Source organism: Agrobacterium sp. D14, assembly GCF_001526505.1.
In the GTDB taxonomy this organism is placed as follows: domain Bacteria; phylum Pseudomonadota; class Alphaproteobacteria; order Rhizobiales; family Rhizobiaceae; genus Agrobacterium; species Agrobacterium leguminum.
Genome location: NZ_ASXX01000001.1, coordinates 386,347 through 401,519 on the forward strand (window position 1 = coordinate 386,347; position 15,173 = coordinate 401,519).

Annotated in this window: 14 protein-coding genes and 1 pseudogene; 14 read left to right on the forward strand and 1 reads right to left on the reverse strand. The window is 60.3% G+C overall.

Annotated features, from left to right (window positions below):
• Nucleotides 1–27: 27 nt before the first annotated feature.
• On the reverse strand, nt 28–789 hold the full coding sequence (locus L901_RS01880) for an SDR family NAD(P)-dependent oxidoreductase (protein ID WP_035262426.1): 762 nt from the start codon (nt 787–789) through the stop codon (nt 28–30).
• Nucleotides 790–958: 169 nt separating this feature from the next.
• On the opposite strand from L901_RS01880, the gene L901_RS01885 reads away from it, so the two are divergent.
• The 14 genes and pseudogenes from L901_RS01885 to lpdA all read left to right on the forward strand — a co-directional run bounded on the left by L901_RS01885 (nt 959) and on the right by lpdA (nt 15,150).
• A complete protein-coding gene (locus L901_RS01885) occupies nt 959–1,846 on the forward strand; it encodes a LysR substrate-binding domain-containing protein (protein WP_035262423.1) in 888 nt (295 codons plus the stop codon).
• Between the two features lie 151 nt (nt 1,847–1,997).
• Nucleotides 1,998–2,873, forward strand: a complete 876-nt coding sequence (locus L901_RS01890) for a sugar phosphate isomerase/epimerase (RefSeq protein ID WP_059752832.1) — start codon at nt 1,998–2,000, stop codon at nt 2,871–2,873.
• Between the two features lie 67 nt (nt 2,874–2,940).
• A complete protein-coding gene (locus tag L901_RS01895; protein ID WP_059752835.1) occupies nt 2,941–3,933 on the forward strand; it encodes a dihydroxyacetone kinase subunit DhaK in 993 nt (330 codons plus the stop codon).
• Nucleotides 3,934–3,944: 11 nt separating this feature from the next.
• A complete protein-coding gene (gene dhaL / locus L901_RS01900; RefSeq protein ID WP_059752837.1) occupies nt 3,945–4,589 on the forward strand; it encodes a dihydroxyacetone kinase subunit DhaL in 645 nt (214 codons plus the stop codon).
• Between the two features lie 61 nt (nt 4,590–4,650).
• Nucleotides 4,651–5,088, forward strand: coding sequence for an RpiB/LacA/LacB family sugar-phosphate isomerase (locus L901_RS01905; protein WP_003521371.1), 438 nt, complete (start codon nt 4,651–4,653; stop codon nt 5,086–5,088).
• Nucleotides 5,089–5,214: 126 nt separating this feature from the next.
• Complete coding sequence (locus tag L901_RS01910; protein WP_059752839.1) at nt 5,215–6,084, forward strand: VOC family protein; 870 nt, start codon at nt 5,215–5,217, stop codon at nt 6,082–6,084.
• A pseudogene (gene kdsA / locus L901_RS01915) lies at nt 6,084–6,928 on the forward strand (3-deoxy-8-phosphooctulonate synthase). The gene L901_RS01910 and the pseudogene kdsA overlap by 1 nt, the downstream one beginning before the upstream one ends.
• 140 nt (nt 6,929–7,068) lie before the next feature.
• Entirely contained in the window at nt 7,069–8,343 is a 1,275-nt protein-coding gene (gene eno / locus L901_RS01920) for a phosphopyruvate hydratase (protein WP_059752841.1), read from the forward strand.
• A gap of 317 nt (nt 8,344–8,660) precedes the next feature.
• Nucleotides 8,661–8,978 (forward strand): septum formation initiator family protein, encoded by a 318-nt coding sequence (locus L901_RS01925; RefSeq protein WP_003502598.1) that lies wholly within the window; start codon nt 8,661–8,663, stop codon nt 8,976–8,978.
• Nucleotides 8,979–9,131: 153 nt separating this feature from the next.
• Nucleotides 9,132–10,175, forward strand: a complete 1,044-nt coding sequence (pdhA, locus tag L901_RS01930) for a pyruvate dehydrogenase (acetyl-transferring) E1 component subunit alpha (RefSeq protein WP_003521366.1) — start codon at nt 9,132–9,134, stop codon at nt 10,173–10,175.
• Between the two features lie 17 nt (nt 10,176–10,192).
• Entirely contained in the window at nt 10,193–11,614 is a 1,422-nt protein-coding gene (locus L901_RS01935; protein ID WP_059752844.1) for a pyruvate dehydrogenase complex E1 component subunit beta, read from the forward strand.
• Between the two features lie 14 nt (nt 11,615–11,628).
• The gene (locus tag L901_RS01940; protein WP_059752847.1) at nt 11,629–12,987 is read left to right on the forward strand and encodes a pyruvate dehydrogenase complex dihydrolipoamide acetyltransferase; all 1,359 of its coding nucleotides are present in this window, start codon (nt 11,629–11,631) and stop codon (nt 12,985–12,987) included.
• Between the two features lie 12 nt (nt 12,988–12,999).
• A complete protein-coding gene (locus L901_RS01945) occupies nt 13,000–13,644 on the forward strand; it encodes an SGNH/GDSL hydrolase family protein (protein ID WP_035217458.1) in 645 nt (214 codons plus the stop codon).
• Nucleotides 13,645–13,704: 60 nt separating this feature from the next.
• Nucleotides 13,705–15,150 (forward strand): dihydrolipoyl dehydrogenase, encoded by a 1,446-nt coding sequence (gene lpdA, locus L901_RS01950; RefSeq protein WP_059752849.1) that lies wholly within the window; start codon nt 13,705–13,707, stop codon nt 15,148–15,150.
• Nucleotides 15,151–15,173 lie beyond the last annotated feature (23 nt).

Consider the following 15,173-nt stretch of genomic DNA (forward strand, 5'->3'; position numbering starts at 1 on the left):
CGGTTTACCGGCTTCGACAGGTGGTTTTCAGTGAATGAGCATTCCGCCATTCACATCGACAACCGCACCGGTGACGTAGGAGGAGAGGTCCGAGGCGAGGAAGAGATAGATATTGGCGACATCGATGGCGTCGCCGAGACGGTTGAGCGGAATGCCCTTGAGAATGTCGCGGCGCATGTCGTCGGTCAGCTTGCCGCCGGTAATGTCGGTCTGGATCAGGCCGGGAGTGACGGAGTTGACGCGAATGCCGTCGGGTCCGAATTCACGCGCCATGGCCTTTGCGAGACCGAGAACGCCCGCCTTGGCCGCCGAATAATGCGGCCCGCCGAAAATGCCGCCGCCACGCTGTGCGGAGACCGACGACATGCAGGCAATCGAGCCGCCGCCATTGTCGCGCATATTGGGAATGAAGGCCTGGCTGAAATTCAGCACACCGGTCATGTTGACATCGACGATGCGCTGCCAGTCTGCGCCGGTAATGTCGAGCGTCTTCACCGGCTGGGTAATGCCGGCATTATTGATGAGGATATCGATCTTGCCGAAAGCGGCGATGACTTTTTGCGCGGCCGCCTCGCAGGAGGCGCGATCCGCCACATTGCCGCCGACGCCGAGATGCTCGCCGCCATCCACTTTTTCAAGCGAGGCCGCGGCTTCGATGCTGCCGGCTTCATCCAGATCCACGATGGCGACGCGGGCGCCGTGGCGGGCGAAAAGTTCCGCCGTCGCGCGGCCGATGCCACGCTTGCTGGCGGCGCCTGAAATAACCGCGGTCTTTCCATTCAACAACATAAGCAATCCTCCCAAGCCGGGCGGGCCGGCTCCATACGCTTGACGGCGGTGCTCCCGACCTGCCGCCGCATCCCGTCCTGCGACGAATGCAGCCTCGATATTGCAGATGGGCAGAGGGCGCTTCAAACGCGAAGTTTACATCATCTCATGAATCTGCTTCAGTAATCGAATGTTGAACGGCATTTCACTCACCTCCATCCGCGCCTTCGAATCCGCCGCCCGGCTCGGCTCATTCCGGGCCGCTGCCGATGAGCTCAACCTGTCGGCGAGCGCCGTCAGCCATGCTATCGTCAAGCTCGAAAGGGTGCTCGGCACGCCGCTTTTCGAGCGCACCACGCGAACCGTGCGCCTGACGGCGGCGGGGCAGACGCTTCTGACACATGCATCGAACGCCTTCGAGGAGTTGCGGCAGGGCATCGAGGTGGTGTCCTCCAACCGCTCCCATCTTCTGCGCCTGCATTGTGCGCCCAGCTATGCGGCGCAGGTATTGTCTCCGCGCCTGCCGCAATTCTTGAACGCCAATCCGGGCATTGAGGTGCGGCTGGCGGCCAGCACGGCCTATGTGCGTTTCGTCGATGGTGAATTCGATGCCGATATCATCTATGGCGAACCGCAGGGAGACGATCTCATCATCATTCCGCTGGGCAGCGAGCGTGTCACGCCGCTGTGCTCGCCGGCGCTCGCGGACGAGATCAGGACACCCCGGGATTTGAACCGGCAATTGCTTATTCGAAGCGACAACAAACGTCTGCAATGGCCGGACTGGTTCGAGGCCAATGGGCTCGGCAAGCCGCCCATTCAGGCCATGAGTTTCGACCGCAGTTTCCTGGCGATCGATGCCGCCGCCAATGGCGTCGGTGTGGCGCTGGAATCGACACGCCTTGCCCATCGCGAGATAAAATCCGGGCGGCTGGTCGCGCCCCTGAGCGGCGCGACGCAGGACCTTCACTATGTCGGCCATTATCTCGCCTATCCCAAATCCGGCAGCCAGCGCAGACTGGCGAGACGGTTTGCCGACTGGCTGATCGAAGATCTTCAGGATCCTGCATTTGAATAGGAATGCGGCTGTTACGTGAATTGAATTCACTGACGCGTTAATTTTTTCCGCTTGCTCACGAGCGGACCTCTCCGTCATTTTCCGGTCGGAATAATGAGGTTGCAGCGTGATCGGCATCGTCCCTTCGGCTGTGGCTCAATGGGAGGATTGCATGAAAGATCGCATCATATCGGCGTCCGGCGCGCCATATGACGGCTATGGGCGTGAGGAGATGCTGGAAAGCATCGCCAGGATCGGTTTTCGCCATGTGGAGCCTGCCTTTATCGTCGGTTACACCGAACCATTCGACGAAAGCGCGTTCCTGCCGGCTGAAATGGCCTCATGGCGCCGCTCGCTTGATGATGCCGGGCTCGGCTGCCATGCCATGTCGTCGCATATCGATCTTGGGCTGGACGATTCCGTTGAAATTTTCACCGGTAGAATGGCTTTTGCGGCGGGAATCGGCGCGAAGGTAATCGCCACCAATGCATCGGCCCGGCAGCGCGAAGACCGGTTCCTGCGCAATATCGAGATACTTCTGCGCCGTGCCGAAGCCTTCGGCATCGTGATCGGGCTGGAAAATCCCGGCGACGGCAGCGACAACCTTTTCAACATCGCGCAGGAGGGCATCGCTCTCACGCGTCGTTTCGGTTCCCCATGGCTGGGGCTGAATTATGACGCTGCCAACACCGCGTCCCATCGTCCGCAACTCAAAAATTTTGCCGATGACGCGGTGGCGGCGCTGCCCGCCTCGGTTCACGCCCATATCAAGGATGTGAAACGCACGCCCGAAGGCTGGTTTTTCGTGCCGGTGGGCGAGGGCGATATCGATTGCGGCAAGCTGCTCGGTGAGATTGCCAAAAAGCCGGAGATGCCGATCAGCATCGAGTTTCCAGCGCGCCTTCACCGCCGCGCGGATGCCCAGCCGGTAAGACGTATCAGCCCCGCATCGCTTCGGGAAATAGAGCAGGCTCTGACGGTTTCGCTTAGTGCGGTCAAAAGAGGATTGGCCGGGGGTGGAGCCGCAAGCTCGGCCGCTGTCGCCTGAGAGGCGGCCTGAGAAGCGGCCCGAGAAGCGGTAGGGGCTGGCGTAGACGGCATAAAGGAGGAGAATAATGCAGAGATTTGTGAATAACCCCGACGAGGTGGTCGAGGATACGGTGAAAGGCTTCGTCAAGGCCCATCGCGACATCGTGCGCCTTGCGGAGAATCCACGTGTCGTCGTTGCCAGGGGCGCGCCGGTCGCCGGCAAGGTCGGCGTGGTCACGGGCGGCGGCTCCGGGCATGAGCCGGCCTTTATCGGCTACACCGGCCGCAACATGCTGGATGCCGTCGCCGTCGGCGAATTGTTTTCATCACCCACGGCCAAGAGCTTTCACGATGCGATCCGCGAGGCCAATGGCGGCAGGGGTGTGATCGTGCTCTACGGCAACTATGCCGGCGACAATATGAATGTGAAGATGGCGACAAAGCTCGCCGCCAAAGACGGCATCGAGATCGCCACCGTGGTCGCCAATGACGATGTGTGTTCCGCCGCTCCCGAGGAGCGTGAGAAACGCCGCGGTGTCGCCGGCGAAATCTTCATGTGGAAGATCGGCGGCGCCAAGGCGGCAGGCGGCGCTTCGCTGGAGGAGGTGCGCGCCACCGCCCAGAAGGCCATCGACAATTGCCGCTCCATCGGCGTCGGTCTCGGCCCCTGCACCCTGCCGGCGGTCGGCCATCCCAACTTTCAGATCGAACCGGGCGCGATGGAAGTGGGAATAGGCCACCATGGCGAACCCGGCGTTCGCGTCGAGAAGCTGAAATCCGCTGCTGAGGTGGCGAAGGACATGTGCAAGATCGTGCTCGACGATCACAACCTGCCGGCTGGCAGCGAGGTGGCGGTGCTGGTCTCCGGCCTTGGCGCGACGCCCGTCAACGAACTCTACATCCTCAACGACACGATAGAATCCGAGATTTCGGCGCGTGGCCTGAAAATCCACAAAACCTATATCGGCAACTATTTCACGTCGCTTGAGATGGTGGGCGCGACTTTGACCGTGATGGCGCTGGATGACGAGCTGAAACCGCTGCTCGATGCCGAGGCGCTTTGCACCGTTATGCTGTGAGGAGAAAATTCATGCAGTCTTTTCAGAACGCCAAGGCCGGCGATATCGTTCTCTCCATGGCCGAAAGGATCATCGAAAACCGCGCCTATCTCAGCGAGATCGACGGCAAGATCGGCGATGGCGACCATGGCGTGAACATGGCCAAGGGATTCGGCATGGCCGCAGACCGGCTGAGAGGGCAGGACGCCTCGCTTGCCAAGGCGCTCGATACGCTCGGCACGATCCTGATGACGGAAATCGGCGGCTCCATGGGGCCTCTTTATGGAGTGATGTTTACGGAATTCGCCGAAAAAATCGAAAATGCCGAGATTATCGATGCACCGTCCTTCAGCAGAATGCTGCATGCCGGCCTCGAAGGCGTCAGTTCCATCGGTTCGGCCAAGGTGGGCGACAAGACGCTGCTGGATACGCTGGTGCCGGCCGTTACGGCATTCGACACCGCCACCGCCTCGGGCGCGTCATTCCACGATGCCGCCGCAGCCCTTGTGGCCGCCGCCGAAACCGGCAGGGATTCGACCATCAATCTCGTGGCGAAGATCGGCCGCGCCAGCCGTCTCGGCGAGCGCTCGCTCGGTGTTCTCGATGCCGGCGCCACCTCCTGCGCGCTCATCCTGCGAAGCCTTGCCGAAGGCGCACAGGCCAGATTGCAATCGTGAAAACAGAAGATAGCGGCCGCAGCCCGTCGGGGCTTACGCGCGACTAACGGGAGATTTAGAAATGAGAATTGTCGCGGGCGCCGACAGCGCCGGAAAACCCCTGCTGGATGCGGTGCTCGCCCATCTCTCGGGCAGGCAAGGGCTGACCGTTGTGGATCGAAGCCAGGACGGATTTTATGCCGATCTGGCCGAAGCCGTGGCCGGCAGCATCATCGCCGGTGAGTTCGATCGCGGCCTCTTGTTTTGCGGAACCGGCATCGGCGTTTGCATTTCCGCCAATAAGGTGCCCGGCATCCGAGCCGCCTTGACCCATGATACCTATTCCGCCGAACGGGCGGCGAAATCCAACAACGCCCAGATCATCACCATGGGCGCCCGCGTGATCGGACCGGAACTGGCGAAAGCCATCGTCGATACCTGGCTGGCATCGGATTTCGATCCGAAAGGATCTTCGGCGAAAAACGTGGAGGCCATCAACCGTCTCGATGCATGCCGGTGAGCCATAGGTGCGTGACCGGGCCGGGCCGGCGAAGCTGATCGTTTGCATTGCTGGCGTCATCTGTGCTTTGGTCACGCACAAACCGGCTCGGCTTGACGCCCTGCCGCGCAGCACAGGGGCTCGAAAATGGCGAACCGAAATAGTGTCGATCATCTCGTTTTGCCGGTACAGTCTCTTGCCGTGGCGAAAGACCGCCTTGAGCTTCTCGGCTTCACCGTCGCTCCGGCGGCCCTCCATCCCTTCGGCACGCAGAATGCCTGCGTTTTCTTCGCGGACGGCACCTATCTGGAACCGCTCGCGATTGCTGACCCGGCTAAATATAATGAATCGGTGAACAGGGGCGACGTGTTCACCGGTAGGGATCGTGCCTTTCGGCAGCGTCATGGCGAGGACGGTTTTTCGGCCCTGGTGGCAAGAAGCGAAAGCGCCATTGCCGATCATGACAGGTTTTCCGCGTCCGGCTTCTCGGCGGGCGATATCTTTGAATTTTCACGGCTCGTGCGGATGCCGGACGGCTCACAGAGTGAGGCGGCATTCCGGCTGGCTTTCGCAGCGAGCGGCGCGGCTTCGGATTTCTTTCTGTTCAGCTGCCAGCGATTGCAGGCTTTGCCGAGCGACCGGGCGGCGCTGGAGCGCCACGCCAATGGTGCTTCCGGTCTCAGCGAGATCGTTCTGTTTTCCGGCGGCGATCCCAACGCGGTCCGTCTGATCGAAACGGTATTTGCCTGCGAGGAGGAGATGTCTCCAGATGGAGATATTATTTTTACGACCGGCAATGTGCGCATCAGGCTGAACCAAAAACCGGCCTTCAGCGAAAGCCTGCTCAATCCTCCGAATGGACTGCACGGCGCAGGCATCGTCTTTTCCGTTGACGATCTTGCCGTGACAGAAGCGGTGCTTGCTGCTAATGGCGTCTCCAGCGCAGAAGCGGGCGGCCGTCTGGTGGTGTCCGCCGCGCCCGGTCAGGGCGTTGCATTCGCCTTCGAGGAAAAATGATGAGCGTTACGAACAATCTCAAAGTCACCGCCGGCGACGGCGCCAATTCGGTTTCCTTTTCCAATAGCGAGCGATTTTCCCTGATCGCCGGCCCCTGCCAGATGGAAAGCCGGGAACATGCTTTCATGATCGCCGGTGTCCTGAAGGAGCTTTGCGACAAGCTGGGGATCGGGCTCGTTTATAAGTCGTCCTTCGACAAGGCGAACCGTACTTCGCTTTCCGGCAAGCGCGGCATCGGCCTTGAGAGCGCCATGCAGGTTTTCGCCGATCTCAAGAAGGAATTCGGCTTTCCTGTTTTGACCGACATTCACACCGAAGAACAATGCGCCATCGTGTCCGAAGTGGTGGATGTGCTGCAGATTCCGGCCTTTCTCAGCCGTCAGACAGATCTTCTCGTCGCCGCCGCGAAAACCGGCCGCGTCATCAATGTCAAGAAGGGCCAGTTCCTTGCCCCCTGGGACATGAAGAACGTGCTGGCCAAGCTGAATGAGAGCGGCAATCCGAATGTGCTTCTGTGCGAGCGCGGCGCCTCCTTCGGTTACAACACGCTTGTTTCCGACATGCGCTCGCTGCCGATCATGGCTTCGCTCGGCGCGCCTGTTGTCTTTGACGCCACCCATTCGGTTCAGCAGCCGGGCGGGCAGGGCGGTTCCACGGGCGGCCAGCGTGAATTCGTCGGACTCTGGCGCGGGCGGCGGTTGCGGTCGGTGTCGCCGGGCTTTTCATCGAGACGCATGAGGACCCGGACAATGCACCGTCCGACGGTCCCAACATGGTCCATCTGAAGGACATGCCGAAACTGCTGGAAAAGCTCCTCGCCTTCGACGCCATTACGAAAGCCTGAGGGGCGCGGCGGGCACTGTCTGTGCCAATCGATTTTAATGGCGGGCGGGCCGTTTCTGCCGCCCGTCGTCATTGTAATTTCTTCGCCATCGTCTAAGACAGGCGACGGAAAATATCTGTTCCATTCCCAAGGGAGAGACCATGACTGCCATTACCGATATCATCGCGCGCGAAATCCTCGACAGCCGCGGCAACCCGACCGTTGAAGTCGATGTTTACCTCGAAGACGGCTCCATGGGCCGCGCCGCCGTTCCTTCCGGCGCCTCCACGGGCGCGCATGAGGCGGTTGAGCTGCGCGATGGCGGCAAGCGTTATCTCGGCAAGGGCGTGGAAAAGGCGGTCGAAGCCGTCAATACCGAAATCTTCGACGCCATCGGCGGTTTCGACGCTGAAAACCAGATCCAGATCGACCAGACGATGATCGTGCTCGACGGCACGCCGAACAAGTCGCGCATCGGCGCCAACGCCATCCTCGGCGTATCGCTTGCCGTCGCCAAGGCTGCCGCCGAAGCCTCCGGCCTGCCGCTTTACCGTTATGTCGGCGGCCCGAACGCACATCTGCTGCCGGTTCCGATGATGAACATCATCAATGGCGGCGCACATGCCGATAACCCCATCGACTTCCAGGAATTCATGATCCTGCCGGTCGGCGCGGAAAACATCCGCGAAGCCGTGCGCATGGGTTCTGAAGTGTTCCATACGCTGAAGAAAGAACTGGCGGCACAGGGCCACAACACCAATGTCGGCGACGAGGGCGGTTTCGCACCGGGTCTCGAAAGCGCACCGGCCGCGCTCGATTTCATCATGAAGTCGATCGAAAAGGCTGGCTACCGTCCGGGCGACGACATGTTCATCGGTCTCGACTGTGCCGCAACCGAATTCTTCAAGAACGGCAACTACGTTTATGAAGGCGAAGGCAAGACCCGTTCGCCGATCGAGCAGGCCGAATATCTGGCCGAACTCGTCGCCAAGTATCCGATCATCTCCGTCGAAGACGGCATGGCTGAAGACGACTGGGACGGCTGGAAGGCTCTGACCGATCTTATTGGCAACAAGTGCCAGCTCGTCGGCGACGATCTCTTCGTCACCAACTCCGCGCGTCTTCGCGACGGCATCAAGATGGGCGTTGCAAACTCCATCCTCGTCAAGGTCAACCAGATCGGTTCGCTCTCCGAGACGCTGGATGCGGTCGAAACAGCGCACAAGGCTGGTTACACCGCCGTCATGTCGCACCGCTCGGGCGAGACGGAAGATTCCACCATCGCCGATCTCGCGGTCGCCACGAACTGCGGTCAGATCAAGACCGGCTCGCTCGCCCGTTCCGACCGGCTCGCAAAGTACAACCAGCTTATCCGCATCGAGGAAATGCTCGGCCCGCAGGCCGCTTACGCCGGCCGCTCGATCCTGCGCGGGTAACGTGTGTTCGCGGGGCGGTAGAGCCCCGCTGACCGGCTGACCGAAGTTGACAACAGGTCTGGCAACACATTCGACGTCATCCTCGGCCTTGTGCCGAGGATCTGCCAATGTCCCACCAACTTGAGACGTTGCAGATGCTCGGGACAGGCCCGAGCATGACGGAGGAGAGATTGACGGACTTCGTCAGCAGTTTGAGCCCGCCCTCCGGCGGGCTTTTTTGCGTCCATCTGCCGATTGGAATTTAAGGTCAACGGATAGTTAAACAATCCGCCTTAGTCTCGAGACTCACGTTATGCGTTTTAAGGCTTCTCTCCGGCATGTGGACCAGACATCATAAAAAGAGACGATTCGGCCGTTTGATCGTTCCGGCCATCACGATCGCTTTTCTTTCCTATTTCGGCTATCATTCGATCCATGGCGACTTCGGCCTTCAGGCAACGGAGCGGCTGGAGCGGCAGCGTATCACCCGTACTGCGGAGCTTGCAAAGCTGACGCAGGCCCGTGTGGCGCTGGAACGGCAGGTGGAATTGATGAGCGATGGCTCGCTGGAGCGGGACATGATCGACGAGATTTCCCGTTACCAGCTGAATATGTCCCGCACGGACGAAATCGTCATCATGAACACATATTTCTAATTAACCGAAATCGAGTTAATTTAACATTTCTGATTTATTCACAGCATCTTAGCGTGAATATGTGCCATGCGTTTAAAGCATTGCTGCATGGCATTTTCTTGCATATGGTACGCGCCACTCTATCCATTCAAACGGCAACTCAGGGAGGGATGAATGGCGCCGCGAAAACCAGCGACCGTATCCGGCCGCAAGACCACGGCAAAGGCCGCAACCGAATTCACCGGCAAGAACAGCCCGGACTTCTCGAAGGAAGAAGAGCTTCACGCTTATCGTGAGATGCTGCTCATCCGCCGTTTCGAGGAAAAGGCCGGCCAGCTCTATGGCATGGGCTTCATCGGTGGTTTCTGTCACCTCTACATCGGTCAGGAAGCTGTCGTCGTCGGCATGCAGATGTCGCAGAAGGAAGGCGATCAGGTTATCACCGCTTACCGCGACCACGGCCACATGCTGGCGCTCGGCATGAGCGCGCGTGGCGTCATGGCCGAGCTGACCGGCCGCAGGGGCGGCCTGTCGAAAGGCAAGGGCGGCTCGATGCACATGTTCTCCAAGGAGAAGCATTTCTACGGCGGCCACGGCATTGTCGGCGCGCAGGTTTCGCTCGGAACCGGTCTCGCTTTCGCCAACCGCTATCGCGGCAACGACAATGTCTCCGTAACCTATTTCGGTGACGGCGCCGCCAACCAGGGCCAGGTCTACGAGAGCTTCAACATGGCCGCTCTCTGGAAGCTGCCGATCATCTATATCGTCGAGAACAACCGTTACGCCATGGGCACCTCCACCGCCCGCGCCACCGCCCAGTCGAACTATTCGCTGCGCGGCCAGTCCTTCGGCATTCCCGGCATCCAGGTGGATGGCATGGATGTGCGCGCCGTCAAGGCCGCCGCCGATCAGGCGCTGGAACATTGCCGTTCCGGCAAGGGTCCGATCATTCTGGAAATGCTGACCTACCGTTACCGTGGTCACTCCATGTCCGACCCGGCGAAATACCGTTCGAAAGACGAAGTGCAGAAGATGCGCTCCGAACATGACCCGATCGAGCAGGTCAAGGCACGGCTTCTGGAGCAGGGCTGGGCAAGCGAAGACGAATTGAAGGCCATCGACAAGGATGTCCGTGATATCGTCGCCGACAGCGCCGACTTCGCCCAGAACGACCCAGAGCCGGATGTATCCGAGCTCTACACCGACATTCTGCTCTGATCGGGAAAGGGAAACCCATGCCAGTAGAAATTCTTATGCCCGCCCTTTCCCCGACCATGGAGGAAGGCACGCTTTCCAAGTGGCTTAAAAAGGAAGGCGACAAGGTCACCTCCGGCGATGTGATCGCCGAGATCGAGACCGACAAGGCGACCATGGAAGTGGAAGCTGTGGATGAAGGCGTCATCGGCAAGCTGCTGATCGAGGCCGGCACCGAAGGCGTCAAGGTCAACACGGCAATCGCCGTTCTTCTTCAGGACGGCGAAAGCGCCGACGACATTTCTTCCTCCGCGAAGAAAGAAGAGCCGAAGGCCGAAGCCGCAAACTCCGATTCGGATGCGGCCGGCGGCAAGACCCGCGAAGCGACCGAGGAGCCGAGCGCTGCCAAGGAAGCCGCCAAGGTTCCGGCAGCACCCAAGATCGAAGTCGCAGCCGATCCGGACATTCCGGCAGGCACGGAAATGGTGATGACGACGGTGCGTGAAGCGCTGCGCGACGCCATGGCCGAAGAAATGCGCGCCGACGAAAAAGTCTTCGTCATGGGTGAGGAAGTCGCCGAATATCAGGGCGCCTACAAGATCACCCAAGGCCTGTTGCAGGAGTTCGGTGAGCGTCGCGTCATCGATACCCCGATCACCGAGCACGGCTTTGCCGGTATCGGCGTCGGTGCGGCGATGACGGGCCTGCGGCCTATCGTCGAATTCATGACCTTCAACTTCGCCATGCAGGCGATCGACCAGATCGTCAACTCGGCGGCGAAGACGCTTTACATGTCGGGTGGCCAGATGGGCGCGCCGATGGTGTTCCGTGGTCCGTCCGGTGCGGCTGCCCGCGTCGGCGCCCAGCATTCGCAATGTTACGCCGCATGGTACAGCCATATTCCGGGCCTCAAGGTCGTCATGCCTTACACGGCTGCTGACGCCAAGGGTCTGCTCAAGGCCGCCATCCGCGATCCGAACCCGGTCATTTTCCTGGAAAATGAAATTCTCTACGGCCAGAGCTTCGAAGTTCCAAAGCTCGATGATTTCGTGCTGCCGATCGGCAAGGCACGCATTCACCGCAAGGGCAAGGATGCGACCATCGTTTCCTTCGGCATCGGCATGACCTACGCGATCAAGGCGGTTGCGGAACTCGAAAAGCTTGGCATCGATGTCGAACTGATCGACCTTCGCACCATCCGCCCGATGGATCTGCCCACCGTCATCGAATCGGTCAAGAAGACCGGTCGTCTGGTCACGGTCGAGGAAGGTTTCCCGCAGTCATCGGTCGGTGACTTCATCGCCAACCAGGTCATGCGCGCCGCTTTCGATTATCTCGATGCGCCGATCCTGACGATCGCCGGCAAGGATGTTCCGATGCCTTACGCGGCAAACCTCGAAAAGCTGGCTCTGCCGAACGTCGATGAAGTCGTTCAGGCCGTCAAAACCGTCTGCTACAAGTAAGGGGAGGCGTTTCGATGCCGATAAACATCACCATGCCTGCCCTTTCTCCGACGATGGAAGAGGGCAATCTGGCCAAGTGGCTGGTCAAGGAAGGCGACAAGGTCGCACCCGGTGACGTGATCGCCGAGATCGAGACCGACAAGGCGACCATGGAAGTGGAAGCCGTTGACGAAGGCACGGTCGCCAAGCTGGTTGTTCCGGCAGGCACTGAAGCGGTCAAGGTCAACGCCCTGATCGCCATCCTCGCCGCCGATGGCGAGGATGTTGCCGAAGCGGCAAAGGGCGGCGCTGCCGCTCCTGCCAAGGCCGAGGCTCCGAAGCAGGAAGCTGCAAAGGCCGAAGCGCCGAAGGAAGAATCTGCCCCGGCCAAGGCTGAAAAGCCGGCCGCCGATCAGGCTGCCGCATCTTCCACGCCGGCTCCGGTCGCAAAGTCCGGCGAACGCATCTTCGCTTCGCCGCTTGCCCGCCGTCTCGCCAAGGAAGCCGGTCTCGACCTCTCGGCCGTTTCCGGTTCCGGCCCGCATGGCCGTATCGTCAAGACCGACGTTGAAAAGGCTGCCGCTTCCGGCGGTGCGAAGGCCGTACCGTCTGCTGCTGCATCCGCAGGCGCACCGGCTCCGGCTCTCGCCAAGGGCCCGTCGGACGAAGCCGTTCTCAAGCTGTTCGAACAGGGTTCCTACGAGCTTGTGCCGCATGACGGCATGCGCAAGGTCATCGCCAAGCGTCTGGTCGAATCCAAGCAGACGGTTCCGCATTTCTACGTTTCCGTGGATTGCGAGCTCGATACGCTTCTGGCGCTGCGCGCCCAGCTCAACGCGGCTGCCCCCGAAAAGGACGGCAAGCCGGCCTACAAGCTGTCGGTCAACGATATGGTCATCAAGGCGCTGGCTCTTGCCCTGCGCGATGTGCCTGATGCCAACGTCTCCTGGACGGAAAGCGCCATGGTCAAGCACAAGCATTCGGATGTCGGCGTTGCCGTTTCCATTCCGGGTGGCCTGATCACGCCGATCATCCGCAAGGCGGAAGAGAAGTCGCTCTCCACCATCTCCAACGAGATGAAGGACTACGGCAAGCGCGCCAAGGAGCGCAAGCTGAAGCCCGAGGAGTATCAGGGCGGCACGACCGCCGTGTCCAACATGGGCATGATGGGCGTCAAGAGCTTCTCGGCCGTCATCAACCCGCCGCATGCCACCATTCTGGCGGTCGGTGCGGGCGAACAGCGGGCAGTCGTGAAGAACGGCGAGATCAAGATCGCCAACGTCATGACGGTTACGCTCTCCACCGACCACCGCTGCGTCGATGGCGCGCTCGGAGCCGAACTGATCGGCGCCTTCAAGCGCTACATCGAAAACCCGATGGGCATGCTGGTTTGATCGGAGCGTGACATGGTGAAATCGGTCCTCTGCTTTGGCGATTCCCTGACCTGGGGATCAAATGCGGAAACGGGTGGCCGGCACAGCCATGACGATCTTTGGCCGAGCGTCTTGCAAAAGGCGCTCGGTCCCGACGTGCATGTGATCCACGAAGGGCTGGGCGGCCGTACCACCGCCTATGACGATCTGACGGCCGATTGTGACCGCAATGGCGCAAGGCTTCTGCCGACGCTGCTGCACAGCCATGCGCCGCTTGATCTCGTCATCATCATGCTCGGCACCAACGACATGAAACCGTCGATTCACGGATCGGCCATTGTCGCCATGAAGGGTATCGAGCGATTGGTGAAACTCACGCGCAATCACGTCTGGCAAGTCGCTGACTGGGAAGCGCCGGATGTTCTGATCGTCGCGCCGCCGCAGCTTTGCGAAACGGCAAACCCCGTGATGGGGGCGATCTATCGCGATGCGATCGATGAATCGGCCATGCTGGCTTCGGTTTACCGGGACCTTGCCGACGACCTCGATTGCGGTTTTTTCGATGCTGGCTCCGTTGCCCGCACGACGCCGGTGGACGGCGTTCATCTCGATGCTGAAAACACGCGGGCCATCGGCCGCGGGCTGGAGCCCGTCGTCCGCATGATGCTCGGACTTTGACACTCATTCTCGTTTCGGGGCGGTTTGCCGTCACCCGAATAAGACAAGGCAGGATTTCCAATGGCTCAATCTTATGACGTCATCATCATTGGTTCGGGACCGGGCGGTTATATTGCCGCGATCCGCGCAGCCCAGCTCGGCATGAAGGTTGCCGTCGTGGAGCGCGAGCATCTGGCCGGCATCTGCTCCAACTGGGGCTGCATTCCCACCAAGGCTCTGCTGCGCACCGCCGATGTCATGCACACCGCCACCCATGCCAAGGATTACGGCCTAACGCTGGAAGGCTCGATCAAGCCGGACGTGAAGGCAATCGTGGCGCGCTCGCGCGGCATTGCTGCGCGCATGAACAATGGCGTCGGTTTCCTGTTCAAGAAGAACAAGGTCGATATCATCTGGGGTGAAGCAAGAATTACCAAGCCGGGCGAGATCGTCGTCGGCAAATCCACCAAGCCGGTGGTTCAGCCGCAGGGTCCCGTGCCGAAGAATACGCTGGGCGAGGGCACCTATACCGCCAAGCACATCATCGTCGCTACAGGTGCGCGCCCGCGCGCGCTGCCCGGCATCGAGCCCGATGGCAAGCTGATCTGGACCTATTTCGAGGCGATGAAGCCGGAAGAACTGCCGAAGTCGCTGCTCGTCATGGGCTCGGGCGCCATCGGCATCGAATTCGCCAGCTTCTACCGTACCATGGGCGTCGACGTCACCGTCGTCGAGATCATGAGCCAGGTCATGCCGGTCGAGGATGCGGAAATTTCCACCTTCGCCAAGAAGCAGCTCGAAAAGCAGGGCATGAAAATTCACCTTGAAACCAAGGTTTCCAAGGTTGAGAAGGGCGCGAACTCCATCACCGCGACGCTGGAGAAGAAGGACGGTTCTTCCGAGAAGATCACCGCCGACCGCATGATTTCGGCCGTCGGCGTCGTCGCCAATATCGAAGGCATCGGGCTTGAGGCTGCCGGCGTGAAGACGGATCGCGGCTTCATCGTCATCGACGGTTACGGCAAGACCAATGTGCCTGGCATCTACGCCATCGGCGATGTCGCCGGCCCGCCGCTGCTCGCCCACAAGGCCGAGCATGAAGCAGTGATCTGCGTGGAAAAGATCGCCGGTCTGCCGAATGTGCACCCGATGGACAAGCTCAAGATTCCGGGCTGCACCTATTGCAACCCGCAGGTCGCCTCGGTCGGTTTGACCGAAGCCAAGGCGAAGGAACAGGGCCGCGACATCCGCGTCGGTCGCTTCTCCTTTGCGGCGAACGGCAAGGCCGTGGCGCTCGGCGAAGATCAGGGCATGGTCAAGACCATCTTCGACAAGAAGACCGGCGAGCTGCTCGGCGCGCATATGGTCGGTGCGGAAGTCACCGAACTCATTCAGGGCTTCGTTGTTGCGATGAACCTCGAGACCACTGAAGAAGACTTGATGCACACGATCTTCCCGCATCCGACCATTTCGGAATCGATGAAGGAAAGCGTGCTCGACGCCTATGGGCGTGTGCTGAACGCATAAGTGCTCCGTGATACCCGGCATTG